The sequence below is a fragment of the Streptantibioticus parmotrematis genome (assembly GCF_019890615.1).
GTDB classification, from domain to species: Bacteria; Actinomycetota; Actinomycetes; order Streptomycetales; family Streptomycetaceae; genus Streptantibioticus_D; species Streptantibioticus_D parmotrematis.
Window position 1 is genome coordinate 63,898 of sequence record NZ_JAINVZ010000007.1, and the last position, 24,811, is coordinate 88,708.

The 24,811-nt window shown below is 72.6% G+C and carries 26 protein-coding genes; 11 read left to right on the forward strand and 15 right to left on the reverse strand.

The annotated features are described in order from the left end of the window. Positions 1-9: 9 nt before the first annotated feature. A complete protein-coding gene (locus K7472_RS12870; RefSeq protein WP_222977300.1) occupies positions 10-642 on the reverse strand; it encodes a response regulator in 633 nt (210 codons plus the stop codon). After that, positions 639-1,874, reverse strand: a complete 1,236-nt coding sequence (locus tag K7472_RS12875; RefSeq protein WP_372457955.1) for a sensor histidine kinase — start codon at positions 1,872-1,874, stop codon at positions 639-641. Before K7472_RS12875 ends, K7472_RS12870 begins: the two co-directional genes overlap by 4 nt. 171 nt (positions 1,875-2,045) lie before the next feature. Here K7472_RS12875 and K7472_RS12880 point away from each other — a divergent pair, with 171 nt between their 5' ends. After that, entirely contained in the window at positions 2,046-3,104 is a 1,059-nt protein-coding gene (locus K7472_RS12880; RefSeq protein WP_222977302.1) for an ABC transporter permease, read from the forward strand. A gap of 118 nt (positions 3,105-3,222) precedes the next feature. Continuing rightward, positions 3,223-3,906, forward strand: a complete 684-nt coding sequence (locus K7472_RS12885; RefSeq protein ID WP_222977304.1) for an ABC transporter ATP-binding protein — start codon at positions 3,223-3,225, stop codon at positions 3,904-3,906. A gap of 3 nt (positions 3,907-3,909) precedes the next feature. On the opposite strand, the gene K7472_RS12890 is transcribed toward K7472_RS12885, so the two are convergent. Beyond that, positions 3,910-4,377 carry an indole-3-glycerol phosphate synthase gene (locus K7472_RS12890; protein ID WP_222977306.1) on the reverse strand — a complete coding sequence of 156 codons (468 nt, stop codon included), beginning with the start codon at positions 4,375-4,377 and terminating at the stop codon, positions 3,910-3,912. Between the two features lie 224 nt (positions 4,378-4,601). Continuing rightward, on the reverse strand, positions 4,602-5,390 hold the full coding sequence (locus K7472_RS12895) for a pyrimidine reductase family protein (protein WP_222977308.1): 789 nt from the start codon (positions 5,388-5,390) through the stop codon (positions 4,602-4,604). On the opposite strand from K7472_RS12895, the gene zapE reads away from it, so the two are divergent. Beyond that, positions 5,389-6,537 carry a cell division protein ZapE gene (gene zapE, locus K7472_RS12900; protein WP_222977310.1) on the forward strand — a complete coding sequence of 383 codons (1,149 nt, stop codon included), beginning with the start codon at positions 5,389-5,391 and terminating at the stop codon, positions 6,535-6,537. The two genes, K7472_RS12895 and zapE, sit on opposite strands and share 2 nt — an antisense overlap. Positions 6,538-6,598: 61 nt before the next feature. On the opposite strand, the gene treZ is transcribed toward zapE, so the two are convergent. The 3 genes from treZ to K7472_RS12915 form a co-directional block, all read right to left on the reverse strand. Beyond that, positions 6,599-8,410 (reverse strand): malto-oligosyltrehalose trehalohydrolase, encoded by a 1,812-nt coding sequence (gene treZ / locus K7472_RS12905; RefSeq protein ID WP_372457956.1) that lies wholly within the window; start codon positions 8,408-8,410, stop codon positions 6,599-6,601. A gap of 76 nt (positions 8,411-8,486) precedes the next feature. Next, positions 8,487-10,028, reverse strand: a complete 1,542-nt coding sequence (locus K7472_RS12910; RefSeq protein WP_308013887.1) for an ABC transporter substrate-binding protein — start codon at positions 10,026-10,028, stop codon at positions 8,487-8,489. 60 nt (positions 10,029-10,088) lie between these two features. Next, complete coding sequence (locus tag K7472_RS12915; RefSeq protein ID WP_308013888.1) at positions 10,089-12,176, reverse strand: hypothetical protein; 2,088 nt, start codon at positions 12,174-12,176, stop codon at positions 10,089-10,091. A gap of 208 nt (positions 12,177-12,384) precedes the next feature. Here K7472_RS12915 and K7472_RS12920 point away from each other — a divergent pair, with 208 nt between their 5' ends. After that, positions 12,385-12,948, forward strand: a complete 564-nt coding sequence (locus K7472_RS12920) for an FHA domain-containing protein (RefSeq protein WP_222977653.1) — start codon at positions 12,385-12,387, stop codon at positions 12,946-12,948. A gap of 3 nt (positions 12,949-12,951) precedes the next feature. On the opposite strand, the gene K7472_RS12925 is transcribed toward K7472_RS12920, so the two are convergent. Then, positions 12,952-13,467: a DUF402 domain-containing protein gene (locus K7472_RS12925; protein ID WP_222977314.1), complete on the reverse strand. Its 516-nt coding sequence runs from the start codon at positions 13,465-13,467 to the stop codon at positions 12,952-12,954. Positions 13,468-13,768: 301 nt separating this feature from the next. Here K7472_RS12925 and K7472_RS12930 point away from each other — a divergent pair, with 301 nt between their 5' ends. After that, on the forward strand, positions 13,769-14,602 hold the full coding sequence (locus K7472_RS12930; RefSeq protein WP_222977315.1) for a PIG-L family deacetylase: 834 nt from the start codon (positions 13,769-13,771) through the stop codon (positions 14,600-14,602). A gap of 332 nt (positions 14,603-14,934) precedes the next feature. On the opposite strand, the gene K7472_RS12935 is transcribed toward K7472_RS12930, so the two are convergent. The 3 genes from K7472_RS12935 to K7472_RS12945 all read right to left on the reverse strand — a co-directional run bounded on the left by K7472_RS12935 (position 14,935) and on the right by K7472_RS12945 (position 17,004). Next, complete coding sequence (locus K7472_RS12935; RefSeq protein WP_222977316.1) at positions 14,935-15,219, reverse strand: hypothetical protein; 285 nt, start codon at positions 15,217-15,219, stop codon at positions 14,935-14,937. Positions 15,220-15,248: 29 nt separating this feature from the next. Beyond that, positions 15,249-15,968 (reverse strand): polymorphic toxin-type HINT domain-containing protein, encoded by a 720-nt coding sequence (locus K7472_RS12940; RefSeq protein ID WP_222977317.1) that lies wholly within the window; start codon positions 15,966-15,968, stop codon positions 15,249-15,251. Positions 15,969-16,098: 130 nt separating this feature from the next. Continuing rightward, complete coding sequence (locus tag K7472_RS12945; RefSeq protein WP_222977321.1) at positions 16,099-17,004, reverse strand: LysR family transcriptional regulator; 906 nt, start codon at positions 17,002-17,004, stop codon at positions 16,099-16,101. Between the two features lie 304 nt (positions 17,005-17,308). Here K7472_RS12945 and K7472_RS12950 point away from each other — a divergent pair, with 304 nt between their 5' ends. Beyond that, positions 17,309-18,367, forward strand: coding sequence for a YncE family protein (locus K7472_RS12950; protein WP_222977323.1), 1,059 nt, complete (start codon positions 17,309-17,311; stop codon positions 18,365-18,367). Positions 18,368-18,469: 102 nt separating this feature from the next. Here the strand turns inward: K7472_RS12950 and K7472_RS12955 are convergent, their stop codons facing one another. Further along, entirely contained in the window at positions 18,470-19,213 is a 744-nt protein-coding gene (locus tag K7472_RS12955; RefSeq protein ID WP_222977325.1) for an SDR family oxidoreductase, read from the reverse strand. Between the two features lie 135 nt (positions 19,214-19,348). Between K7472_RS12955 and K7472_RS12960 the strand changes: the two genes are divergently transcribed. After that, the gene (locus K7472_RS12960; protein ID WP_222977326.1) at positions 19,349-20,284 is read left to right on the forward strand and encodes a LysR family transcriptional regulator; all 936 of its coding nucleotides are present in this window, start codon (positions 19,349-19,351) and stop codon (positions 20,282-20,284) included. Here K7472_RS12960 and K7472_RS12965 read toward each other — a convergent pair. Further along, entirely contained in the window at positions 20,281-21,153 is an 873-nt protein-coding gene (locus tag K7472_RS12965) for an aldo/keto reductase family oxidoreductase (RefSeq protein ID WP_222977327.1), read from the reverse strand. The two genes, K7472_RS12960 and K7472_RS12965, sit on opposite strands and share 4 nt — an antisense overlap. A 178-nt stretch (positions 21,154-21,331) precedes the next feature. On the opposite strand from K7472_RS12965, the gene K7472_RS12970 reads away from it, so the two are divergent. The 3 genes from K7472_RS12970 to K7472_RS12980 all read left to right on the forward strand — a co-directional run bounded on the left by K7472_RS12970 (position 21,332) and on the right by K7472_RS12980 (position 23,422). Further along, positions 21,332-21,787: a winged helix-turn-helix transcriptional regulator gene (locus K7472_RS12970; RefSeq protein WP_222977328.1), complete on the forward strand. Its 456-nt coding sequence runs from the start codon at positions 21,332-21,334 to the stop codon at positions 21,785-21,787. 172 nt (positions 21,788-21,959) lie between these two features. Next, the gene (locus K7472_RS12975; protein ID WP_222977329.1) at positions 21,960-22,808 is read left to right on the forward strand and encodes an oxidoreductase; all 849 of its coding nucleotides are present in this window, start codon (positions 21,960-21,962) and stop codon (positions 22,806-22,808) included. Beyond that, on the forward strand, positions 22,805-23,422 hold the full coding sequence (locus tag K7472_RS12980; protein ID WP_222977330.1) for a TetR/AcrR family transcriptional regulator: 618 nt from the start codon (positions 22,805-22,807) through the stop codon (positions 23,420-23,422). Before K7472_RS12975 ends, K7472_RS12980 begins: the two co-directional genes overlap by 4 nt. Positions 23,423-23,459: 37 nt before the next feature. Here the strand turns inward: K7472_RS12980 and K7472_RS12985 are convergent, their stop codons facing one another. Next, positions 23,460-24,026 (reverse strand): TetR/AcrR family transcriptional regulator, encoded by a 567-nt coding sequence (locus K7472_RS12985; protein WP_308013889.1) that lies wholly within the window; start codon positions 24,024-24,026, stop codon positions 23,460-23,462. Between the two features lie 102 nt (positions 24,027-24,128). Between K7472_RS12985 and K7472_RS12990 the strand changes: the two genes are divergently transcribed. Continuing rightward, the gene (locus tag K7472_RS12990) at positions 24,129-24,521 is read left to right on the forward strand and encodes a nuclear transport factor 2 family protein (RefSeq protein ID WP_222977334.1); all 393 of its coding nucleotides are present in this window, start codon (positions 24,129-24,131) and stop codon (positions 24,519-24,521) included. Between the two features lie 47 nt (positions 24,522-24,568). Here K7472_RS12990 and K7472_RS12995 read toward each other — a convergent pair whose 3' ends face one another. Further along, a complete protein-coding gene (locus K7472_RS12995; protein ID WP_222977336.1) occupies positions 24,569-24,799 on the reverse strand; it encodes a DUF397 domain-containing protein in 231 nt (76 codons plus the stop codon). Positions 24,800-24,811: the final 12 nt, after the last annotated feature.

The window sequence follows — 24,811 nt, forward strand, 5'->3', positions numbered from 1 at the left end:
TTCTCGCACTCACCCCGCGCGGATCAGGCCTGCCGCCAGGCCCGCGGCGATCGCGGCGGTACGGCTGTCGACGCCCAGCTTGTCGTAGATGTGCACCAGATGCGTCTTCACGGTGGCCTCGCTGATGAACAGCCGCTTGGAGATCTGCCGGTTGGCGAGCCCTTCCGCCAGCAGCCCGAGGATCTCCGTCTCGCGCGGCGACAGCGTCGGACGGCCGGACCGCATCCGGCCCAGCAGCCGTGCCGCGACCGGCGGCGCCAGCACCGTCTCGCCGCGCGCCGCCGCCCTGACCGCCTCCGCCACGTCCTGAGGCGGCGCGTCCTTGAGCAGGTAGCCGGTGGCGCCCGCCTCGACCGCCGCCAGGATGTCCGCGTCCGTGCTGTACGTGGTCAGGATCAGCACCGCGGGCGGGTCGGGCAGCGCGGTGATGCGGCGGGTGGCCTCCACCCCGTGCATCCCCGCGCCCATCTGGAGATCCATCAGCACCACGTCCGGCGCCGGGTGGGCATCGGAAAGCAGCGCGAGCGCCGCCGCGCCGTCCGCCGCCTCGCCGACCGCGGTCAGCTCCGGCAGGTCGTCCACCATGGCCCGCAGCCCCCGCCGCACCACCGGGTGGTCGTCCACGATCAGCACCCGGATCACGCCGTCACCCCCGCGTCACGCACCGGCAGCGACGCGGCGACCGCCGTCCCCTCGCCCGGGGCGGACTCGACGGTCAGCGTGCCGCCGAGCCCCGCGATCCGCTCCCGCATCCCGTGCAGCCCGAAACCGCCGCCCGCGCGCACCGCCGCCGGGTCGAAGCCCACGCCGTCGTCGTAGACGTCCAGCGTCACCTGCCCGTCGAGGAATCCCAGCGTCACCGCGACCTGCCCCGCCGCGGCGTGCCGGGCGGCGTTGGCCAGCGACTCCTGGGTGAGCCGCAGCAGCGCCACCTCCGCCTCGACCGGCAGCGGGAACGGCTCCCCGTCGATCCGGAACGTGGCCAGCCTGCCGTATCCGCCCGTCACCCGGCGCAGGGCCTCCGGCAGCGGCGCGTCCTGGAGCGCGGGCGGGGTGAGGGCGTGCACGAAGCGGCGGGCCTCGGCGAGGTTGTCGGCGGCGGTGCGCCCGGCCTCGCGGATGTGCTCGCGCGCGGTCCCCGTCCCGTCAGCGGTCGGCAGCGCGCTGTCGGCGGCCCTGGCCAGCAGCACGATGCTGGACAGGCCCTGCGCCAGGGTGTCGTGGATCTCCCGGGCCAGCCGCTGCCGTTCGGCCAGCCGCCCCGCCTCGCGCTGTGCGGCGGCGAGTTCGTCGCGGGTGGCGACCAGGTCGTCGATGAGCCGCTGGCGGGCCCGGCTCTCCCGGTACAACGCGGCGTAGCCGTACGCGGTCAGCACCGCCACGGCGGCCCCGGCCAGCGGCCCGATGACCTTCGCCGCGGTCAGCCCGCCCGGCCCGGCGGCCTGCGTGACCACCACCGCCGCGGTCACCACCGCGACGCACGGCAGCGACCAGCGCACCGGCATCAGATGCAGGTAGAGGAAGAAGAGCGGGAACGCCAGGTAGCCGAAGTCCGGATCACCGGCCAGCGCCGCCGCCCACAGCAGCGTCAGCGTCGCCAGCCACACCGCCGTACCGCCGCGCCCGCGCCGCAGGCCCAGCGCACCGGCCGGGTAGACCGCCGCGAGCAGCAGTCCCGGCAGCAGCACCCACCGGTCCGCCGCACCGCCGAACGCCCGGCCCAGCGCGATCGCCAGCAGCACGAAGAACATGCCGTGCAGCGCGACGCGCGTCAGCCGCAGCGCACGGGTGTCGTCGGGCACGTGCCCGGGCGGGGCGGCGGTCGGATCGGAGTCGCGCCCCGGCGGGGCGGCGGTCGGGTCGGGGGCGTTCACGCTGTACGAGGGTACGGGCGCCGAGGCGGCCGAAAGCGGGCACCGGCATCGATCGTTCGGTGGATATCGCACCGCGCCGAAGGGACGACGCCGCGACCGACCGCGTCCCCGATGGCGCCGGGGTCCCGCCCGGGCAGGCTTGCCGGAGTCCAACTCCCCAGGAGGAAACCGGTGTTCGTCGCCCTGCGCGACATCCGCTTCGCCAAGGGCCGCTTCGCGCTCATGGGTGCGGTCGTCGCCCTCATCACCACCCTCGTCGTCTTCCTCTACGGCCTGACCGGCGGCCTGTCGCGGGCGGCGTCGTCGGCCATCACGCACCTTCCGGCCGACCTGATCGTCTTCGCCGGGCCCGGCAGCGCCGCCCCGCCGGTGTCGTTCAGCGGCAGCACGGTCGCCGCCGGGCAGGCCGCGGCGTGGGCGTCGACGCCCGGCGTCACCCGTGCGGAACCACTCGGCGTGGCCATGACGCGGATCGCCTCGGGCGGCGGGTCCGGCTCGGTGAGCGCTTTCGGCGGTCCGGCGGACCTGCTGCCACCGCTGCGATCGGGGGCCGCGCCGCACGACGGGCAGGTGGTCCTGAGCCCGCAGGCCGCCGCCACGTACCACGCCCCGGTCGGCGCCACCGTGAGCCTCGGCGGACAGCGGCTGACGGTCAGCGGGATCGGCCAGGACCTGTCGTACGCGCACGCCCCCGCGGTCTGGACGACGACGGCGACCTGGGAACGGGTCAGCGGGCAGCGGCAGCCGACCGTGCTCGCGGTCGACGGCCACCCCACGGGCACGCCCGCGCCGGGCACCCACGCGGTGAGCCGGGCCGGCGCGCTCGCCGGGATCGACGGCTACGGCGCCGAGCAGGGCAGCCTGCGCCTGATCCAGGGCTTCCTGTTCGCGGTGAGCGCGCTGGTCACGGGGGCGTTCTTCACCGTGTGGACGGTGCAGCGCGGGCCGGACGTCGCGGTGCTCAAGGCGGTCGGCGCGAGCAGCGGCTACCTGGTGCGCGACGCGCTCGCGCAGGCGCTGGCCGTGCTGGCGACCGGGGCGCTGGCCGGGGGAGCGGTCGGCGCGGCGGGGGGCGCGCTGGCGTCGTCGGCGGTGCCGTTCGCGGTGGGCGCCGGGACGGTCGCGGTGCCGGTCGCGGTCATGGTCGTGCTGGGCCTGGCGGGCTCGGCGCTCGCGGTGCGGCGGATCACCGCGGTCGACCCGCTGACGGCGCTGGGGGCGGCGCGATGAGACCGCGGAAGCCACGAAGAAGCGCGACGAGGCCGCGCCGTCCGTCCACGCCCGCCACGCCCGCCGCCCTCGCCGCGCCCGCCGCGCCCACCACCCGACACCGGACCGAAGGCCCCCGATGACCCCGCCGCCCCTCGTCCTCGACGACGTCCTGCTCACCTACCCCGACGGCGACCGCCGCCTCACCGCGCTCGACCGGGTCTCGCTCGCCGTGCCGGCCGGGGAGTTCACCGCCGTCGCCGGGCCTTCCGGATCCGGCAAGTCGAGCCTGCTGGCCGTCGCCGCCACCCTGCTGCGCCCGGACACCGGACGCGTGGTGATCGCGGGGCGGGAGACGGCCGGGCTGAGCCCCCGGGCGCTCACCTCGTTGCGGCGCGAGGCGGTCGGCATCGTCTTCCAGCAGTCCAACCTGCTGCCCTCGCTGACCGCCGTCGAGCAGCTGCTCGCGGTGGAGCACCTGCGCGGCGGCAGCCCCCGGGCGGCCCGGGCCCGCGCCGGGGAACTGCTGGAACGCGTCGGCCTGGACGCGGCCAAGTGGCGCCGCAGACCGCACCAGTTGTCCGGCGGCGAGCGTCAGCGCGTCAACATCGCCCGCGCGCTCTTCCCCGGCCCCGCCGTCCTGCTGGCCGACGAGCCGACCTCGGCCCTGGACCACGAATGCGGCGAGCGCGTGGTGGACCTGCTGGCCTCGGTGACGCGCGAACACCGCACCGCGACCGTGCTGGTCACCCACGACCGCGCGCTGCTGGCCCGGGCCGACCGGGTGCTGCTGATGCGCGACGGCGTGCTGAGCGCCGGGTGAGCGTCACTCGTTGTGGGCGTAGAGCTTGAGGACCGGGACGCCCACCGTGTGCCGGGCACGCGAAGCCCAGTCGCGGTGGAAGAACTCCTCGACCAGGTGCGGCGTGGTCAGCACGATCACCTCGTCGGCGTGCGTCTGCTCCACCACCGACCTCAGCAGGTCTAGCGGGTGTTCGCCGACGATTTCGCCGACCGCCTGGGCGCCGGTGGCCCGCAGCGCCTTCAGACTGTGGTCCAGCGAGTGCATCGCGGGAGCGAGCGCGTTGTCGCCCTCCGGTTCCTCCTCCTCGCGGGTGGCCTCGCGCAGTTCGCCCAGCGCCACGTCGTCCAGGGCGCGCAGCAGCCGCTCCTGGTCGCCGCGCGGCTGCATCAGAACGACGAAGGAGACGGTCTCGCCCGTGTGCAGGGTGGTGACCAGTTGCACGTCAACGGGGGCGAGCGGCTTCTCGATCATGAGTACGGTCGTGATCACGGATCTCGTCCTTCTTCCTCACGGGCCACTCGGCCCCCACGGAATCCATCCTGCCCCGCATCGGCCGGGGCAACGCGAGAGAAGCTTTCCCTCGCGACAATAAACGGAACGAGGCATTCCGGGGTGGTGAAACGACGAGTACGGACGGTTGTTCAAGGCGTGGTACGCACGAGTCGTGACCCGGTCCTACGGCGCGAAGCGGGGTCGGGGACGGCCTCGCCCGGTCAGCGGCGCTCGCGCACGTAACGGGTGAAGAGGAAGCCGTCCTCCTCCAGGACGCTCGCCGGAGTGAAGCGTTCCGGAACCTCCACCACCGGGCCGTTCATGATCCGCGGCGCGAGTCCCGAGGTGATCAACGGCGCGATGGTCAGGCACATCTCGTCCACCACCCCGGCCGCCGCGAACTGGCCCAGCAGCCGCGGCCCGCCCTCGGTCAGCAGCCGCCGCAGCCCCATGCCGGCCAGCGCGCGCACCGCCGCCGCCGGGTCCACGCGCTCGCCCGCTCCGGCGATCACGACCCGGGCCCCGGCGGCCTCGGCGGCCCGCATCCGCCCGGGGTCGGCCTCGGCGCCGGTCAGCACGACCGTCGGCACCACCGGCGAGGTGAACAGCGGTGTCGAGAAGTCCAGGTCCAGGCCCGCGCTGACCACCGCGATCACCGGCGCCGGGGTCTGGCCCAGGGCGGCCCGGCGTTCCGCGAACGCCTCGCGGGCCTTCGCGGGCCGGTAGCCCTCCTGGCGCACCGTCTCGGCGCCGACCACGACCGCGTCCGCCAGCGCCCGCAGCACCCCGAAGATCCGCATGTCCGCGTCGGACGACAGCGGCTGGGAGCGGCCGTCGTGCCGGGCGGCGCCGTCCAGCGAGGAGACCATGTTGGCCCGCACCCACGCCGTCCCCTCCGGCAGCGGAGCCGGGTAGGCGTAGGCGTCGGCGAGCGCGTCCAGGGTGTCGGGCGGAGCGGCGGGCGTGGCGAACGTCTCATCGCCTTCGGGCGTGGGGAACAAGCGGCGCATGGAGCGCAGTGTGGCACGGCCCGTAGGCTGGGTGACTGTGCCATCGCCATCATCGTCGTCATCGCCTGCCTCGTCCCCCCGGCCGCACCCGATAGCCGGTGCGGCGGACGCCGAGCCCGTCTCGCTGTGCGACCGCGAACCGCACGTGCCCGCCGACCGGCTGGTCGCCGAGATGGTGCCGCCGCCGCGCTTCGACGCCGTACGGTTCGAGACCTACCTGCCGGACCCGGGGCAGCCCAGCCAGGCGGAGGCGGTGACCGTGCTGAGCGGCTTCGCGGCCGGCCTCGGCGGCGCGACGGCTGCGGGGGGCGGCAGGCGCCGGTGGTTCCGCAAGGAGGCCCCCGCGGCGACCGGGCCCAGCGGTGTCTACCTCGACGGCGGCTACGGCGTCGGCAAGACCCACCTGCTGGCCTCGCTGTGGCACGCCGCGCCCGCGCCACGCGAGCAGAAAGCGTTCGGCACCTTCGTGGAGCTGACCAACCTCGTCGGCGCGCTCGGCTTCCAGCAGGCGGTCACCGCGCTCAGCGGCCACCGGCTGCTGTGCATCGACGAGTTCGAGCTGGACGACCCCGGAGACACCGTGCTGGTCTCCACGTTGCTGGGCAAGCTCGCCGACGCCGGGGTGAAGCTCGCGGCGACCTCCAACACGCTGCCGGGCAAGCTCGGTGAGGGCCGGTTCGCCGCCGCCGACTTCATGCGGGAGATACAGGGCCTGTCCGCCCGGTTCCGCTCGCTGCGCATCGACGGCGAGGACTACCGGCACCGCGGCCTGCCCGAGGCGCCGCCGCCGTACGCCGACGAGGAGGTCACCGAGGCCGCGCACCGCACGCCCGGCGCCTCGCTGGACGACTTCGGGCCGCTGCTGGGGCACCTGTCCCGGGTCCACCCCAGCCGCTACGGCGCGCTGTGCGACGGGGTGGACGCGGTCTTCCTGCGCGGGGTGGAGCCGGTCGACGACCAGGCGACCGCGCTGCGCCTGGTGGTGCTCGCCGACCGGCTCTACGACCGCGAGGTGCCGGTGATGGCGTCGGGCACCGCGTTCGACCGGATCTTCAGCGACGAGATGCTGGCGGGCGGCTACCGCAAGAAGTACTTCCGCGCCATCTCCCGGCTCACCGCCCTGGCCCGCGACGCGAAGCGGGTCTGAGCGGCAGTCCGAGCGGGCCTGAGCGGCGGTCCCGAAGGCCGCCGGAGGCTGTGTCGCGGCGTCAGGCGTGGTCGCCGCTGTCGCCCCGCAGAACGGCCGCCGTGCCGCCCGGAAGCAGCAACTCCCCGCCCGCGTGGTCCAGTTCGGCCGAGGCCGCCAGCACCGCGGGGTCGGCCAGTGGCACCTTCCAGGCGGACTCGCCGAAGTTGACGGCGACGTGCAGCCCGCCTCCGCGCGTCACCAGCATCCACCGCTCGTCCTCGTCGTACGCAACCCGGGTGAGCGTCAAGTCCGGTTCGACCAGCGCCGGTTGGGCGGTACGCAGCGCCAGCAGGGCCGCGTACCAGCGCGCCAGCGAGGCGTGCGGCTCGCGGTCCCGCTCGTCCCAGTCCAGGCAGGACCGCAGCCGGGTCGCCGGGTCCTGCGGGTCGGGCACGTCGGACTCGGCCCAGCCGTGCTCGGCGAACTCCCGCCGCCGCCCGGTCCGCACCGCCTCCGCCAGCTGCGGATCGGTGTGGTCGGTGAAGAACTGCCACGGCGTCGACGCCCCCCACTCCTCGCCCATGAACAGCATCGGGGTGAAGGGCGAGGTCAGCACGAGGGCCGCCGTCAGGGCGAGTTGATCGGGCGTCAGGCGGTCGCCGACCGCGCGGTTGCCGATCTGGTCGTGGGTCTGCGCGTACCCCAGCAGCCGGTGGCCCGGAGTCGTGCGCGGCAGCGGACGCCCGTGGACGCGCTCGCGGAACGAGGAGAACGTGCCGTCGTGGAAGAAGCCTCCGGTGAGCGTCTTGGCGACCGCGGCCAGCGGTGCCCGCGCGAAGTCCGCGTAGTAGCCGTGGGCCTCGCCGGTCACCGCGGCGTGCAGCGCGTGGTGGAAGTCGTCGCTCCACTGCGCGTGCAGGCCCAGGCCGCCCGCCTCCCGGGGCGCCGTGGTGCGCGGGTCGTTCAGGTCGGACTCGGCGATCAGGAACAGCGGGCGCCCGGTCTCGGCGGCCAGCGCGTCCACGGCCGTCGACAGCTCCTCCAGGAACGTCAGCGCGCGCGAGTCGGCCAGCGCGTGCACCGCGTCGAGCCGCAGCCCGTCGAGCCGGTACTCGCGCAGCCACGTCAGCGCGCTGCCCAGCAGGAACGCCCGCACCTCGTCGGAGCCCGGCGCGTCCAGGTTGACCGCCGAACCCCACGGCGTCCAGTGGCGGTCGGTGAAGTACGGGCCGAAGCGCGGCAGGTAATTGCCGGACGGGCCCAGGTGGTTGTGCACGACGTCCAGCACCACGCCGAGCCCCAGCCCGTGCGCGGCGTCCACGAACCGCTTCAGGCCCTCCGGCCCGCCGTACGGCTCGTGCACCGCCCACAGCGAGACGCCCTCGTACCCCCAGCCGTGCGTGCCGGGGAACGGGCAGACCGGCATCAGCTCGACGTGGGTGACGCCCAGCTCGACCAGATGGCCCAGGCGGCGTGCGGCGGCGTCGAAGGTGCCCTCGCGGGTGAACGTGCCGACGTGCAGCTCGTACAGGACGGCGCCGGGCAGCGGGCGGCCCCGCCACGGATGGGTCCAGGGGAAGCGGGCGTGGTCCACGACCGCGCTGGGGCCGTCCGGGCCGTCCGGCTGCCGCGCGGAGCGCGGATCGGGCAGCGGCTCCCCGCCGTCCACCCGGAAGGCGTACCGCGTGCCGTCCTCCTCCGGCAGGCCCTCCGGGGCCGTCCACCAGCCCGGGCGGGCCGGGTCGGGACGCATCGCGATGCGGCCGCTGGTTCCGGTCCGGCCCCCGTCCCCGGTTCCGCCTCCGGCCTCGGTTCCTTCCCCGTCCCCGGCTCCCGTGATCTCGACCTCGACGGTCCGCCGGGCGAGCGGTGCCCACACCTCGTACCCCACGCGGTCCTCCTCGTGACGACTGGCGCCGCTCCCGACGCGTATGCCGGACATCTGCCCACGCGCCCGCGCCGGACGCCTACGGATGCGCGTTCGGCGGATCACCGTCGCGTGACGACACCGCGACCGTATGTACCGAACCGTCCTGGCTCAACTCGACGATCGGTATCGCCTTGTTCTTCGGACCGCCCCCGGAGTCCAGCGAGATCAGCCCGCTCGCCCCCGACACCGCCCGCGCCCCGTACAGCAGCGTCGTCATCTGGACCACGTCCGCGCCGGTCACCGTGTCCGCGCCGGTGCCGCCCGAAGCCGCGTTGCGGATCGCCGTGACGGCGGTCAGCGTCGCGTCGTACCCCATGATCGCCTGGCCGTCGTCCAGCGCCTCGCGGGGGAACGCGGTGCGGAACTCGCCGCCCGGCTGGAACGGCGCGATCGCGGTGGCGTCGAAGGACTGCGGGCGCAGCGTCCAGGCCCCCGGATGGGCGAGCCCGGTGTACAGCAGCTTGATGTTGCCCAGCCGCAGCGCGTCCTTGACCTGGCCGACCCCGGCGGACTGCTCGACCTGCGAGGCGTCGTCACCGGAGACCACGGTCAGCGGCTTGTCGGCGCACTGCCGGTGCGACAGCGGCGCGAGGAAGCGCGGCAGGTCGATGCCCCGGCCGGCGAAGTACACCACGTCGGGCGCGTCCAGGCACACGTTGGCCATCTGCTGCGTGAAGTACGTCGAGACGTCCGACTTCGACGAGTCGTACGCCATCGGCTGGTCGACCAGCAGCCCGGCCGGATAGCTCTTGCGGAACGAGGTGGCGAGCGTCGAGGTGTACAGGTCGTCCGAGCGGGTGTCCTCGACCAGCAGCACCTTCGCCTTCGGCGCCGTCCTGAGCAGGTACTTCGCCGCGGCCGCCGCCTCGTCGGAGTTGGACGGCGCGACGCGCACCAGGCCGGGGATGCCGATCAGGTCGTCGGAGGTGATGACCGAGCCGAACGCGGCGAGGTCCTGCCGGGTCAGCTGCTCGATGCTGGAACGCGTCGCCAGCGTGCTGGTGCCCAGGCCCGCCACCGCGACGATGTGGTCGGCGGCGCGGTACTTGCCGATCTGCGCGAGGGTGTAGTCGCGCTGCGCCGTGGTGTTGCCGGTGTGCGCCAGCAGCAGCTGGATCTGCGGCGAATCGCCTTGCGTGTCGGTGTGGTTGGCCTCCCACTGCGCGGTGTACGCGCCCTCCAGCTCGTGCCGGATCGAGTCGGTGGTGTTGGTGCTGCCCGGGCCCTGCACCATCGACATCAGGTAGACCACCCCGACCCACGGCGCCCCACCCGGCCTGGCCGCCGCCGCCCGCACCCGCTCGTTCTCCGTGTGGATCAGCCCGGACAACGAGGCCAGGTCGGGGGAGTACGCGTAGGAGCCGTCCGTCAGCCCCACGCAGGTGTGGTCCGGGCCCACCTTCGCGACGCCGTCGGCGCACCGCGTGCTCGCCGGACGCGCCAGCGCGTAGACGCCGCCGCCCAGCGCGACCAGGGCGACCACCAGCGCCAGCACCCCGAGCCGCCCCCGCCACCACGGGCGCGGCGGATCCCAGGTGTCGTCGGAACCGGGGGAACGGGCCGGTGAGCGGGACAACACGATCGACCTCCTACGGAACGGTGCACCGCACGCGGCCACTTCGGGCCGCACGGCACGTCCTCACGTCGTACGGGCCTCGTAGCGGGCGGCCTCCGACCGCAGCACGGCGCTGTTGGCGTCGGCGTGCAGCGCGAGGTCGCGGAACGAGGCGCTGATGGTGAAGTTCAGCTCGGGGCGGGCGCTGGGCAGCCGGTTGCGCGGATCGACCGCCAGCCACAACGAGGTCACCAGCAGCGCCAGCGAACGGTGCTTGCCGTACGCCTCCGGCGCCAGGTCGCGGGCGAGCCGGTCGGCGCGGTGCGAGGCGGGCTCGGTCAGCACGACCGGCTCGCGCATCGGCGCCGCGGTGACCGCGTACAGCTCGTACAGCCACGCCTCGGTCGGCAGCCCGCCCAGCGAGAGCCGCAGCGCCGTCACCACCTCGTCGACCCGGCCGAGCGCCAACGTGTGGTGTGGTACGGCCAGTTCGTGGCCCGGGCGGTCCGCGTGCCAGGCCAGCATCCGTTGGTGCGCGGTGTCCCAGTCCGGGTGCGGACCGCCCTCCTCGCGGGCGGCCAGCTCCCGGGTCAGCAGCAGCCGCAGCCACGGTTGCAGCACGTGGGACCCCGGCAGCCGCCGCGGGTGCGCCGCGGGGCCGTCCGCCGGCAGGTAGCCGGAGCCGCGTCCGCCGCGGGTGCCCGCGTCCTCCGACAGCGGCGGCACCATCCACAGCCGCTCCGCGGTGTCCTCCAGCAGCGTCTCGCGCAGCCGGGGCGAAAAACCCTCCAGCAGACCGGAGTTGACGGCCGACTCCATGTCCCGCGCGGCCGCGCACGTCACCAGGCCCGCCAGCTGCTCGGCGTCCATGCCCTGCGTCAGATAACGCAACGCCTCCTGGCCCAGCGTCGGCGGCGCCGGGGAGCCGCCCGCGCCGCCCGGGTCGCGCACCAGCGGACCGGAGTCGAGGATGCCGCGCAACCGGTCCTGGGCGTCCGGGCGTTCCAGCAGCCGGGCCGCCGCCCGCTGCGTCCGCAGCACGCTCCACGGATGCCCGTACGTCAGCCGGTGCACCAGCGGCGTCGCCTCCGGCAGCCTCGGCGCGATCGCCGCCCCCAGCTGCGACACCTGACCCGCTGTCAGGTCCGGCAGCCGCACGGCGTACCACCACCAGGACGCGTCCGCGGGCGAGGCGGGCACCGCGTCGTGCCAGTCGTCGTACGACGCCCGCTCGCCCGGGCTGATCCGCAGGCCCGCGGGGCCCGGGTCGAACGGCCCCGGCACCGCGCGCGCCGTCGACGACGCGGCGACCACCAGCAGCGGATCGCAGCCGCCGTCCGGCGCGGCCTGGATCAGCGCCTCGCGCAGCTCCAGCAGCAGGGTGAGGAAACGCGTGCCGTCACCGCGGTCGATGTTGTCCAGCACCACCAGGCAGTTGCGGTCCCGGCCCAGGCCCTGCCGCCCGGCGTGGGCGGCCCGCAGATCGGCGAGGAACGCCTCGCACAGCAGCCGGTCCACCCGCTCCGCGTCCGCCGGATCCTCGCTGCGGCTGCGCTCGTTGAGGGCCACCAGCGCGGCCAGCGGCTCCGCCGGGCTGCCCTCGCCGTACCACTCCACGCCGGAACGCGACACCGTCGACAGCAGCCTCGGCCCGATGCCGCGCAGCAGCAGCGAGGCGAGCAGCCCGGCGCCCGGCACCGGGATCACCCCGATGTCGTTGAGCAGCCCGACGGCCTCCGACAGCGCGTCCGCCGCGGGCCCCGCGGCGCGCTTGCGGGCCGAGCGCATCGCCTTGGACAGCTGGTGCTTGGCGTGCTCGGGGTTGTTGGCGTCCAGCCGCAACTCCGGGTCGACGGCGACCAGGCCGTGGGTGAGGCGGGGGAAGTGCAGGGGCCGCTGGTGCGGCGCCTTGAGCGACAGGCGGAACGCCAGCCGGGCCGCGACCTCGTGCGGGCGCAGCGTCGCGGCGGCGAAGTCGTGGCCCGCGGTGGGCGCGGTGGACGCGCGGTGCGCCAGGTGTTCCAGCGCGGCGGTCTTGCCGCTGCCGTGCCGCCCCAGCAGCACGACGACCGGCAACGGGCGGTCCGCCCGTCGCGTCCCCTGCCGGGCGCGCACCCAGCAGTCGCGGACCAGCGTCTCGACGGCCTCCAGGCCGAGCGGACGGATGGGCACGTCGGGCACAGTGCTGGTCCCCCTTCGCAGCAACGTGATCGCGCCGATCCATCGTGGCACGGATTCCTTTACCCGGTACAGGAGTTGGCTTTACGCGGTAAGGGAGCCGAACGCTCCGCCTGTCGCCCCTCGGCGGTCGCCGCCCCGGGCTCGTGCGGTCGGCGGCAACTGGACACCCCTGGTCGCGCCCCGGAGAATTCGTGTCGTGATGTCATACGAGTTCCAGACGCGCTCCGGTCGGCCGTCCGACGCCGAGCGGGACCGGGTCGTCGAGGTGCTCAAGGACAATGCGGTCCGCGGCATGCTGTCGCACGACACGTTCCTGCGCCGCATGGAACTCGCGCTCGCCGCCGAGGACCGCGAGGCGCTCGACGCGCTCACCGCCGACCTGCCCTCCGGTGGCCGCCTGAGTCGCTGGACGCTCGGCGTGGTCGGCGCCTGCTCGGCGTTCGGCGTGCGGGTGCGCAGGGCCTGGCGGGTCGAGCGGCTGCCGAGGCTGATGCTGCCGGAGCCGGGTCCGAGCCCGTTGCGCATAGGGCGCGACTACGCGTCGGGCCTGCGCGTCCACGACGACTCCGTCTCCCGGATCCACGCCGAACTGGCCTGCGAGGGCGGCGTGTGGATCCTGCGCGACCTGGGCTCGATGAACGGCACGTGGGTCAACGGGCGGCGGGTGATGGGCGCGACGACGGTCCGCCCGGGGGACGTGGTCACCTTCGGCGCGGTCGGCTACCGCCTGGCGGCCGAGCCCCCCGGGAGCCTGCCCGCGTGACGGTCACCCCGTCACGCGGGACAGCCACGCCTCGTGCGCGCCGTCGAAGGGGCCCTCGCGGCGGGTGACCGCCTCCTCGAGCCGGTCCGCCGTCGTGCGGGCACCGGAGACGACGTCGGGCGGGTAGCCGTAGCGCACCTGGTGCTCGGCGAACTCGTCCTCGTCGTCCACGAACACCGAGCCGTCCCGGCGCCGGATCACGTCCAGGTCGAGATCGGCCATCGTCACCCGGTCCTCGGTCGTCCAGCGGGGGAGCGAGGTGATGTCGCAGTAGATCTCGTACTTGTGCGGCGAGCCGTTGAAGGATGCCGTCCACCACGCGTCGCGCGGCACCAGCAGCACGAACCCCACGCTGCACGCGATCGGCGGCTCCTGCCCCCGCTGCATCCGGTCACCCCGCACACACCCCAGCCAGGTCCCGAACCGGTCCTCGCCGAGCCGTCGCGCGTGGTGATGCCAGTGCAGGGACCCGTCGTACTTGGTGTAGACGACCTCGACGTTCTCCAGTTGACCACCCATCCCTCGAACCTACGGCCGGCCGTAGGCCGCGCGCACCCGAGTTCCGGTCAGGGGGCGGGGAGATCCCGGCAGCGGGCCCGGGGCGGCGACCGTGCCCGACGTGGCCGAATGGTTGTCGCATCCGTGTCGAGGACAAGCGTTCTGTGCGGGAACAGCCGAGGTGGCCGACACTGTTGCATCGACCGAGCGAACCGAACCGCCCTGACCTGACCTGACCTGACCTGATCCGGCCCGGCCCGGCCCGGCCCGGCCCGGCCCGGCCCGGCCGGGCCGGGGCACTCCCCGCACGGAGGAATCCTTCATGAACGACCGGCCCTTGACGCTGATGGCCGTGCACGCCCACCCCGACGACGAGGCCACGGGAACGGGAGGGATTCTCGCGCGGTACGCGGCGGAGGGAATCCGCACGGTGCTCGTGACGTGTACCGACGGTGGTTGCGGTGACGGGCCGGGGGGCGTCAAACCGGACTCCCCGGAGCACGATGCGGCGGCCGTCGTCGCGATGCGGCGCCAGGAGCTGGAGGCGAGCTGTGACGTCCTGAAGGTGGCGCACCTGGAGACGCTGGACTACGCCGACTCCGGGATGATGGGCTGGGCGGCCAACGACGCCCCCGGTTCGTTCTGGCGCACCCCCGTGGCGGAGGCCGCGGCCCGGCTCGCGGAGCTGATGCGGCGCTACCGGCCCGACGTGGTCGTGACGTACGACGAGAACGGTTTCTACGGCCACCCCGACCACATCCAGGCGAACCGGATCACGATGGCGGCGCTCGACATGATCGACTGGACGCCGAAGGTGTACTGGACGACGGCGCCCCGCTCGATGATGCAGCGGTTCGGCGAGGCGATGCGGGAGTTCGACGCGGACTGGCAGGAGCCGGACCCCGCCGAGGCCGCCGCGATGGCCGAGATCGGGCTCCCCGACGAGGAGATCACGACCTGGGTGGACGTCACCGACTTCGGCGCCCAGAAGTTCGACGCGCTGGCCGCGCACGCGAGCCAGGGGGAGAACATCTTCTTCCTGAAGATGGGCCAGAAGAGGTTCACGGAGTTGATGGGCGTGGAGACGTTCGTACGGGTCCGGGACACGACGAAGGCGGCGGTCCCGGAGAACGACCTCTTCGCGGGTTTGCGCTGAGTGGTCGGCCGCCCAACGTGACGTCGTACGGCGGCGGTTGCTGTTCCGCGCCTCCGCCGCCGATCCGGCATGGGTCGCCGCTACGAGAAGGCGGGGTGCTCGTCGCCCTGTGGGGTGTTCGCGGTGACGACGTATCTCACCGTCTCGCTGGTGGTGGCCGTGTCCCTGACGACGGTCGGCTCCAGGAGAGCGGGAACGCGGCGACCCTTCCAGAGCGGGCCGGAAGTCTTCTGCCGTCGAAACGCTGAAGGCTTCCCCTCCGGGAGCCGACCCGGGGGGGAAGCCTTCATGCGTCAATCGGCAACCAGGAAGCCAGTGGCGGGATTCCGCGACTAGTCGCCTACGAAGTAAAGGTATCCGCGACTTCTGATTGCCGCATGCGCAGCTTCCTCCAGCCGCTTCACGGTGCTCGACGACAAGCCTTCTGGCAGCGCACGGAGCTCATCGATCAGCATGCGCAGCTGGTAGATGTTCAACATCGTGTCACCGTAGCGCGAAATACTCTTCCGGACACTCCCTGGGGGGCCGGACTCGCAAGCCCGCATGAGAGTCTCGTCCTCGTCGTCCAGTAGCTGATCGATGCGTTTGTGGATCTGATTCTCGGTGTAGACCACCATTCCCACGAGGGGGAGCCTCCGTTGCCGTGTTACCGAGGTGGAATCGGGTACATGGTGATCACGCCACCATATTTGTCCTGTACAAGCATGAACCATGAAGTCTGCCGTGCGCCGTCGTTTGCAGATGTCTCCCCAATGGGTTTTCCATAGTTGACTACACGCTCATAGAAACCGCTCTCGTTCGGCTCGGAGGGGGCGACCTCACTAGCCTTTTCCACAAGATGTTCAAGGTCGGTGTCGTCGCTGAACACGCCTTTGGTCCGGTCCAGGTTGGCGCCGCCAGCGAAATGCTTTCCGCGAACATAGGCCTCGCTTACATCATCAAGCATCGGCTCCATGCAGTTGGAATTATGAACGAGTACCGGTGCGGTCCCGGCGAGCACATAGTACGTGTGGAGGTCGTCCACGGTGAGGTTGTACGTGCGTGCTCGTTGGTCGAAGGGGTGGTTGGTCAGCACGCGGACCGTGGCACCGTGAGTGCTCTGAAGGCTCGTACCAGGGGTGAGGTCCTTCGCCTGGAGCCATGCGTGCGCCGTCGGGTTCCAGAAGGGGTGTTCGTACGTTGCGACGAGCTTCGCCGTTTGCCTTCCGCCACTTGTGACGGTCAATTCGTCGAAGTGCTTGTCGCCGTCGGTGATGATCGGCTGGATGACGCGCCGTGGCCCTGTGCGGCCCGACACCGGGTCCGTGGCGAGGACCATGTCTCCGGCCTTGACGTCCTCGATGGTCCGGGTCGAGCCGTTCGCCATCAGGACCTTCGTACCGGCGGGGAAGCACTGCTCGCACACCTTGCGGAACCAGCGCGCCCCCTTCAGCGCCTCCTCTGCATCGTGCAGGGCCTTCAGCTTGGTGCGCGAACGGGCTGTTCGGCCCCCGTGATCACGCTGACGGCTTGCCCAGGGGGTTCAGGATCGCTGACGCCAGGGTCTCGCGGAACCAACGGTGGCCCGGATCGGCCGAGTTGCGGGGATGCCAGGCCAGGCCCAGGTCCAGTGGCTCCAGGTCCAGCGGGATGGGGAACGTGCGCAGGCCCAGGGCCTCGATCGTCTCCGGCAGCCAGTCGGCGAGCGTGAGGGCGACGAGGTCGGCGCCCCGGGCCAGCATCATCGCGCTGGTGTGACTGGGCACGACCACCGCGATCCTGCGCCGCAGCCCGAGGCCGGCGAGCGCGGTGTCGATGGGCCCGAGCCGCTTGCCCAGCCGCGAGATGCCGATGTGGTCCGCCTCCGCGAAGCGCCGCGCGTCGATCGGCCCGTCGAAGAGGGGATGGCCGCGCCGGGCGACACCGACCACCGGCATCCGGGCCAGCGGCCGCGTCAGGATCTCCGGGTCGAGGTGGCCGAGCACGCCGAGTTCGACGTCCACCCAGCCCTGCCGCAGCGCCGGGCCGCCCTCGATCGCCTCCGGCAGGAAGACCACGTCCACGTGCGGGGCCCGGGCGTGGATGCGTTCGGTCAGCGTCCCCGCCAGCCCGACCAGCAGCAGTTCCGCGGCCTGCACGGTGAAGGTGCGCTGGAGGTGCACCGGGTCGAAACCGGCCCCGGGCCGCAGCACGTTGTCGCAGCCGCGCAGCAACGCGGCGACTTCCTGCTTGAGTTCGAGGGCGCGCGGCGTCGGCACCATGCCCTGGCCCGCCCGGACCAGCAGCGGATCCCCGACCGCGCGACGCAGCCGGGCCAGGGTGCGGCTGGCGGCGGCGGGCGAGGTGCCCAGGCGCTCGGCGGCACGCGTCACGCTGTTCTCCTGGAGCAGGGCGTCCAGTGCGCGCAGCAGATTGAGATCCATCGGCGCTCCCGAGCTGGGCTTTTGCGTTTGCGGCAAGTAGGGCCTGCCGATCCTTGCATTGTCGCGGAACGGCGGCGCGCGGAGAGTGGAACGTGTCGGCGAAGCGTGACGTGTCCGCGGAGCGGAGCGTGCGCCCGACGCGGAACGTGTCCGCGACGCGGTGTCGCGTGACGTTCCGGTCGTTGCGATCAGTTCCGATCGGCCTGATCCCGTACGACCCGCACAACCGCCCGTACACAACCCGTACAACCGCCCGTACACAACCCGTACAACTCGCCGTACCACCCCGTACAAGGAGCCCTCCATGCAGCAGCAGTCACCCCGTGCGGGCCGCGAAGGCGACGTCCTGGCCGTCGTCAGCCAGAGCGGGCCCACCGTCTCGTTCTTCGACGCCGCGTCCGACCGGCACCTGGAGACGCTCGAAGTCCTCGCCGAGCCGCACGAGTTGCTCTTCGATCCCACCCAACGCCTGCTGTGGTGCACGACCACGTACGACTCGGGCTACTACCACGCCAACAGCGGCCGCCGCACCGAGGTGACCGTCATCGACGCCGACACCCGCCGGATCGTCGAGGTCATCGACCTCGCGCCCGAACACGGCCCGCACGGACTCGCGTTGGACGCCGGTCGCGGGCGGCTGTACGTCAGCGTGGAGGGCGGGGCGGGCCGGCCCGGCGGTGTCGTGGTGATCGACACCGCGACGCGCAAGCCGGTGGGCCGGATCGACACCGACGCGCCGGGGCCGCACTGGTTCGCCATCGACCCGTCCGGCACGACCGGGTACGCCACGAACAAGGAGGCGCCGTTCGTCTCCGTCGTGGACCTGGAACGCGGGACGCTCACCGCGAAGATCGAGGTGCCGGGCAGCGAGGGGCTGGCGGTCTCCGCCGACCACGCGTTCGTGGCCTCGCCGTACGGCGGTTCCTTCTTCGACTTCGCCGAGGGAGAGGACCGGCCGGCCACCGGGATCCGGATCGTCGACCGCCGGACGGCGACCGTCGTGGACACCCTGCCCACCGAGAACGTCGTCCTTCCGATGCACCTCACGTCGACAGGCCTCGTGCTGGCGGGCCAGGCGCGCATCGAGCCCGACCCCGACTCCCGGCTCGGCCGCCAGGCCCCCGGCCGCCTGTCGGTCTTCTCCGCGACGACGCGCGAGCGGGTGGGCGAGGTGGAGGTCGGCCTGTGCCCGCTGACGATCAGCTCGTCCCCCGACGGGCGCCTCGCGTACGTGGCGTCCGTCGTCTCCTCGACGGTCGACGTGGTGGACCTCGACACACTGGAGCCCCTGGCCCGCATCGACATCCCCCGCAAGGGCGAACCCGGCGCGCACGGCCTGGCGTACGTGCCCCGGGCGGTCTGACGGCCGGGGACGGCGCTTCGGCGTGGCGGCGGCGCCGCCGTGAACGACCCGGCGCCGCCGTACGGCCTACGGCTTACGGCTTACGGCCTACGGTCGGAGCGGCTAGAGCTGCGAAGCGCCTCCGTCGACAGGGAACTCGGTTCCCGTCGAGAAGGTCGCGCCGAAGGCCAAGTACGCCACTGCTGCGGCGACTTCCTCCGAAGTGCCCAGCCGCAGCATCGGGTTGGTGCTCCGGTAGGTGTCCTTCATCGTCTCGACGGCGTCGGCGGGGAAGGAGCGGTCCAGGATGCCGGTGTCGATCGGGCCGGGGCTCACCGCGTTGACGCGTACCCTGCGGGGCAGCAGCTCACGGGCCAGGGTGCGCGTCATCGACCGCAGGGCCGCCTTGGTCGCCGAGTAGACGCTGAGCGCGTCGAGGCCCAGGACGTTCGCCACCGACGTGGTGAGGACCACGCCGCCTCCCTCGCGCAACAGCGGCGCCAACGCCCGCACCGTGAAGTACGGGCCCTTGGTGTTGACGTCGAACAGCGCGTCGTACCTTTCCTCCGTCACCGCGTCGAACGGCGCGGACGCGGTGACACCGGCGTTGACGAACAGCGCGTCCACCGCGCCGAACCGCTCCCGTACCGTTTCGGCCAGCGCCGTGATGTCTTTGAGGGACGCGGCGTCGCTGCGGACGGCGACCGCCTTGTCCCCCAACCGTTCCAGCGCGGCGTCCAGGGTGGACCGGGTGCGGCCGGTGATCAGCACGTGCGCCCCGCCGTCCGCGAACAACCGGGCCGCGGCCAGGCCGATACCGCTGCTTCCGCCCGTGATCACGATCTTCTTGCCGTCATAAGTGGTCATGCCGTCAAGCCAAATGCCCGCCCGCACACCCTGTCCAAGACCTGTTCCGCATGCCGTCATGCGCCAGGCGCATGACGGCTCCAGGCCCGCGTGACGTCCCTCGGCGTACGCCGACGCGCGACGTAACCTGGGCGAATGGACGTCGACCTGCGGCTCGTGCGGTACTTCACGGTCGTGGCGGAGTACGGCAACTTCGGCCGGGCCGCCACCAGGCTGCACCTGGCGCAGCCGTCGCTGAGCCGCCAGATCCAGCGGCTGGAGGCTCACCTCGGTGTCCGGCTCTTCGACCGCTCGCCGCAGGGCACCAGCCTCACCGACGCCGGGCGGGCGTTCCTGCCCCGGGCCCTGTCCCTGCTCCAGGAGGCCGAGCGAGCCGCCCGTACGGCCAGAGCCGCCGCCCAGCCCTTCGCCGTCACGGTCGGCTGCGCGGAGGGACTGGTCATCACCGCCTGCGTGCAGGAGCTGCGCCGCCGCCATCCCGACGGCCAGGTCCGCACCCGGCACCTCGACTGGCGGGACACGCGCGCCCTCGCCGAGGAGCGGGTCGACGCCCTCGTGGCGTACCGGCCCCTGCCCTTCCCCACGGACGGCCTCCGGGTGACGAGACTCCGTGAGGAATCACGGGTGTTGGTCACGTCGGCGCGTCACCGTCTGGCGCACGAGAAGGCCGTCAGTCTGCGGAGGGACCTGCCGGACGAGGAACTGGTGGCCTGCGTCAGCACTCCGGTGCTCTGGAGCACGCCCCGGCCGGTCGGCGGCCGCCCGGCACCGCCGCCGCCCGCGAGCGACGACAGCTACGAGGACAAGCTCGAACTCATCGCCACCGGCCACTGTGTCGCGATCTTCCCCGCCGGAGACCGCCGCGCCGCGGTGCGCGAGGACGTGGCCCTCGTGCCCGTCACCGACATCGACCCCTGCGAGGTCGTCCTCGTCACGCGCGCCGACGACCCCAACCCGCTGCTGGATTCACTGGAACGCGTCGCCCGCACCGTGCTCGGCGCGACTCCCCGCCGGGAGAACGACGAACGGCCCGAGGGCCAGCTCGGTGACCTGATGCGGTCAGAGCACTAGCGGCCGATCTCCTCCAGGTCCGCCAAGTCCCGCTCTGAGAGCGGGAGTCCCGCACCCGTCACGTTCTCGCGCAAATGCGCTACCGACGACGTGCCCGGGATCAGCAGGATGTTCGGCGACCGTCGCAGCAGCCACGCCAGGGCCACCGACATCGGGGTCGCGTTCAGGCGGGTGGCCACGGTCGTGAGGGCCGAGGACTGCAACGGGGTGAAGCCGCCGAGGGGGAAGAAGGGCACGTACGCGATGCCCTGACCGGCCAGCTCGTCGATCAGCTCGTCGTCCTCGCGATGGGCCAGGTTGTACATGTTCTGCACGCACACGATCGGCGCGATCGACCGCGCCTCGGCGACCTGTTGCGCCGTCACGTTGCTCACGCCGAGGTGCCGGATCAGGCCCTGCCGCTGGAGTTCGACCAGCGTCCCGAACGCCTCCGCCAGCGAACCGGCCACGGTGCCCCGGGCGTCGCCGAGGCGTAGGTTGACCACGTCCAGCGCGTCGAGACCGAGGCGGGCCAGGTTCTCCCGGACCGCCCGGCGCAGGTCCTGCGGCTCGCGCGCCGGAGGCCAGCCGCCCTTCTGGTCGCGGATCGCGCCGACCTTGGTCACGATGTGCAGCCCGTCGCGGTACGGGTGCAGCGCTTCGCGGATCAACTCGTTGGTGAAATGCGGTCCGTACGCGTCGGCGGTGTCGATGTGGGTGATGCCGAGGGCGGCGGCCTCGCGGAGCACGGCGAGTGCGGCGGCGCGGTCGGCCGGCGGGCCCATGACCCCGGGGCCGGCCAACTGCATGGCGCCGTAGCCGAACCGGGTGACGGTCAGATCTCCCAAGGGCCAGGTGCCGCCGGGGAGTGAGGGGGAGGGGGTGGTCATGGAGTGCCTTCCGTGAAGGATCAAGGGGTGGTGTTTTTCAGTGCCTTGCCTCATTTTTGGTGAGTAACTTTCTGAAGGGAAGCAAGCACTTCGGAGTGCCTAAGGAACCAAGCGCGTAAGGCGCCACGTGTCTGAGACACCAAGTGCGTACGGCGCCGACGGGAGAGGGGAACGGCCGATGGGGACGACGACGGCGGCGCAGCGGAGAGCGCGGGCCAAGGTGGAGTACGACGCCTTCCTGGCGGTCTGCCCCAGTCGCAAGCTGCTCGACCGGCTCTCCGACAAGTGGGTCACGCTGGTCCTGGCCGCCCTCGGCAGCGACGGCACGCATCAGCCGGGTACCGCCTGCGCCGGTGAGCCGCGGGCGATGCGCCACTCGGAGCTGCTGCGCCTGCTGGCCGGCGTCAGCCAGAAGATGCTCACCCAGACACTGCGCGCCCTGGAGCGCGACGGCCTGGTCACCCGCACCGTGACGCCGACCGTGCCGGTCACGGTCACCTACGAACTGACCGAACTCGGCCTGTCACTAAACCAGTTGACGCGCGGCCTCAAGACGTGGGCCGAGACGCACATGGACGACGTGCTCGCCCACCGCGAGTCCTACGACAGTCGCGTCCCGACCGTTGCGCCATAGGACCGCTCGGTGGTGCCGCCGAGCCCTGCCGGAATCTACGGTGCGGCGGTAAAAATCGACACTGTGTAGACTTTCTGGCGAGGGGAGCACTCCGGCCCCTTCGAAGGGGGAGCGCTCCGGCTTCCCCAAGGGGAGCGCGTCAGCTCCCCGCCGCATCGTCCCTGGAGGGGTAATGGAGAAGCGGAACTGGCTCATCACCGGCGTCAGCACGGGCCTCGGACGGGCCTTCGCCCAAGCCGCCCTGGCCGCCGGGCACACCGTCGTCGGCACTGTCCGCTCCGAGCCGGACCTGCGGGACTTCGAGCAACTCGCCCCCGGGCGCGCGCACGGCCGCCTTCTGGACGTGACGGACGACGACGCCGTCGAGAGCGTGGTCGCCGAGGTGGAACGGAACGTCGGGCCGCTCGGCGTGGTCATCGCCAACGCCGGGTACGGCCTGGAGGGCACCTTCGAGGAAACCCAACTCAACGAAGTGCGGCGGCAGTTCGAGGTCAACGTGTTCGGCGCGATGGCCACCCTGCGGGCCGCGCTGCCCGCCATGCGCCGACGCCGCCGCGGACACCTGATGGCCGTCACCTCCATGGGCGGCCTCATGGCCGTTCCCGGCATGTCCGCGTACTGCGGCAGCAAGTTCGCCCTGGAGGGTGTCCTGGAGGCGCTGGGCAAGGAGGTCGCGCAGTTCGGGATCCACGTGACCGCGATCGAACCGGGCTCCTTCCGCACCGACTGGGCCGGGCGGTCCATGACCCGCGCCGAACGGACCGTCGACGACTACGACGAGCTGTTCGCCCCCCTCCGCGACGCACGGCGCAAGGCCAGCGGGAACCAGCTCGGCGATCCGGCCAAGGCCGGGGAAGCCGTCGTGCGGATCACCTCAGTCGAGCGGCCCCCGGCCCACCTCGTCCTCGGCTCGGACGCGCTGCGCCTCGTCGCCGCCGCCCGCACGGCCGTGGACGACGACATCCGCGCCTGGGAGACGCTCTCCCGCACGACCGACTTCCCCGAAGGCGCTCAGCTGTGACGCCCGACCACCACCCCGCCAAGAGCCGCCGCCCCGCCGAACGCAAGGGCGACGTCCGGGAACGGGCCATCCTCGACACCTGCGAAACCCTGCTGGCCCGCAAGGGCTACGAGGCCATGACCGTCGGCGACATCGCCCAGGGCGCCGGCATCACCCGCGGCGCCCTGTACTTCTACTTCGGTTCCAAGCAGGACGTCGTCACGGCGCTCGTGGCCCGCACCGTCGAGCACCTGTGGGAACGGTCCCGGGCCGCCGCGCAGGCGGAGGAGCCACGCCAGGCCATCGCGACCGCCATGAAGCGCACGGTCGAGCTGTGGAACGAGCACGGCCTGGTCATGCGCACCGCGATCGACCTCTCGTTGACCGTGCCGGAGATCGGCGAACTGTGGGACCGCACGGCCGACTTGTTCATCACGGCCATCACCGCCGTCCTCGAACGATCCGGCGTCCCGGCGGGCACCGGACCGGAACACGCCGCGGCGATGGCCCGCGCGCTGTGCTGGATGATCGAGCGCACCTTCTACCACGCGTCCCAGGAATCCCGCGAGGCGCTGCGAGCGGCGTCCGCGACCTGCGAACACATCTGGCTGACCACCGCCGGACTGACCGCCTGAGGCGTCCGGCGGCGGTCGTGCCGCGCGGGGAAGCCGGTCAACGAGCCTCGTGCGCCGCGCCGTTGATCACCGCCCGGACGAACTCGCCCTGCGCACGCCGGATCTGCTCGCGAGTGCGCCCGCTCGCGAGGAGTTCCTCGATGAGGTCGATGTCCAGCGCCGCGAGGAGGGCGTGGGCGGTGTACGCGGCGTCCCGTGCCGTCGCCCCCGGGTCGGCGTCCGTGATCAACCGCTCGACGAGGCCGTGGGTCCACCGGTAGTTCTCCGACTGGCGCACCCCGGCGATCGAGTGCTCCCGGGCGCGGATCAGATGGCGGTTGTCCATCTTGAACGTGAGCATCGCGTCGAGGAACGCCACCGCCCGCTCCCGTGGCGGCGCGCTCGCGCCGAGCGGCCCCCGCTCCGCCTCCACGGCCTCCCGCACGCCGCCGAGCCGGTCGCTCCACAGGGCGTCGAGCAGCTCGCGACGGCTGCCGAAGGCGCGGAAGAGCGTTCCCTTCCCCACCCCGGCCGCCGCCGCGATGGCGTCCATGGTCACCGTCCGGGGATCGTCGGCCTCGGCGAAGAGGGTGTCGGCGGCGGCGAGGATGCGCCCAGGCGGCACCGGCGGGCGGCCCCGACGGGCGACCGCTTTTACGGACTCCGAGTCCGGAAAGGTGTTAGAGTTTTCAGGACTCATAGTCCGTAATCCTATCCGGAGGATGCCATGACATCGTCTTCCACACTCCCCACCTCGCTCGCGGCGGCGCTCGACTCCCTCAAGGACGGCGACGTCGACGGATGGCTGGACCTGTTCGCCCCGGACGGCGTGCACGAGTTCCCGTGGGCGCCCAAGGGTTGGGTGTCCCGCCTGGAGGGTCACGACGCGATGCGGGCGTACATGGGCGGGCTCGGCGACAACATCGTGTTCGGGCACCTGGACGACATACACGTCTACGAGTCCGGCGCGGACACGGTCGTCCAGGCCACCGGCCACCACCACCGCCCGGACGGCACCCCGCGCGACCTGCACTACATCTGGTTCCTCACCCGCCGCGACGACGGCAAGGTGACGCGCTTCCAGGACTACATGAACCCCGAGGAGCTGTCCGCACTCTGACGTCCGCGCGCGCGCTCGCCTCCGGCGGCACGCGCGCCGCCGAGCGGTCAGCCGGCGTCGGCCGGGAACGCTCCCGACTTCACGGCTCCGATGAAGGCGTTCCAGGCGTGCGTGGGGAAGGCGAGGGCCGGACCCTGGGGGTCCTTGCTGTCGCGTACGGGGATGACGCCGGTGGCGGCGGCGTGGGCGGGGGCCCACTCGATGCAGTCGCCGCCGTCGCCGTTGCTGTGGGTGGACTTGACCCAAGTCGCTTGGGTCAAGTCCGGGGTGGTGGACATGGGAGAGGTGTC

Excerpts from the sequence above, each read along its gene's own strand:
- K7472_RS12970 (WP_222977328.1), top strand. The coding sequence starts at position 21,332 with ATGGGGACGACGACGGCGGCGCAGCGGAGAGCGCGGGCCAAGGTGGAG.
- K7472_RS12995 (WP_222977336.1), bottom strand. The coding sequence starts at position 24,799 with ATGTCCACCACCCCGGACTTGACCCAAGCGACTTGGGTCAAGTCCACC.
- K7472_RS12990 (WP_222977334.1), top strand. The coding sequence starts at position 24,129 with ATGACATCGTCTTCCACACTCCCCACCTCGCTCGCGGCGGCGCTCGAC.
- K7472_RS12965 (WP_222977327.1), bottom strand. The coding sequence starts at position 21,153 with ATGACCACCCCCTCCCCCTCACTCCCCGGCGGCACCTGGCCCTTGGGA.
- K7472_RS12950 (WP_222977323.1), top strand. The coding sequence starts at position 17,309 with ATGCAGCAGCAGTCACCCCGTGCGGGCCGCGAAGGCGACGTCCTGGCC.
- K7472_RS12935 (WP_222977316.1), bottom strand. The coding sequence starts at position 15,219 with ATGGTGGTCTACACCGAGAATCAGATCCACAAACGCATCGATCAGCTA.
- K7472_RS12920 (WP_222977653.1), top strand. The coding sequence starts at position 12,385 with ATGTCATACGAGTTCCAGACGCGCTCCGGTCGGCCGTCCGACGCCGAG.
- K7472_RS12925 (WP_222977314.1), bottom strand. The coding sequence starts at position 13,467 with ATGGGTGGTCAACTGGAGAACGTCGAGGTCGTCTACACCAAGTACGAC.
- K7472_RS12975 (WP_222977329.1), top strand. The coding sequence starts at position 21,960 with ATGGAGAAGCGGAACTGGCTCATCACCGGCGTCAGCACGGGCCTCGGA.
- K7472_RS12955 (WP_222977325.1), bottom strand. The coding sequence starts at position 19,213 with ATGACCACTTATGACGGCAAGAAGATCGTGATCACGGGCGGAAGCAGC.
- K7472_RS12885 (WP_222977304.1), top strand. The coding sequence starts at position 3,223 with ATGACCCCGCCGCCCCTCGTCCTCGACGACGTCCTGCTCACCTACCCC.
- K7472_RS12960 (WP_222977326.1), top strand. The coding sequence starts at position 19,349 with ATGGACGTCGACCTGCGGCTCGTGCGGTACTTCACGGTCGTGGCGGAG.
- K7472_RS12895 (WP_222977308.1), bottom strand. The coding sequence starts at position 5,390 with ATGCGCCGCTTGTTCCCCACGCCCGAAGGCGATGAGACGTTCGCCACG.
- K7472_RS12930 (WP_222977315.1), top strand. The coding sequence starts at position 13,769 with ATGAACGACCGGCCCTTGACGCTGATGGCCGTGCACGCCCACCCCGAC.
- K7472_RS12940 (WP_222977317.1), bottom strand. The coding sequence starts at position 15,968 with ATGGCGAACGGCTCGACCCGGACCATCGAGGACGTCAAGGCCGGAGAC.
- zapE (WP_222977310.1), top strand. The coding sequence starts at position 5,389 with ATGGAGCGCAGTGTGGCACGGCCCGTAGGCTGGGTGACTGTGCCATCG.
- K7472_RS12945 (WP_222977321.1), bottom strand. The coding sequence starts at position 17,004 with ATGGATCTCAATCTGCTGCGCGCACTGGACGCCCTGCTCCAGGAGAAC.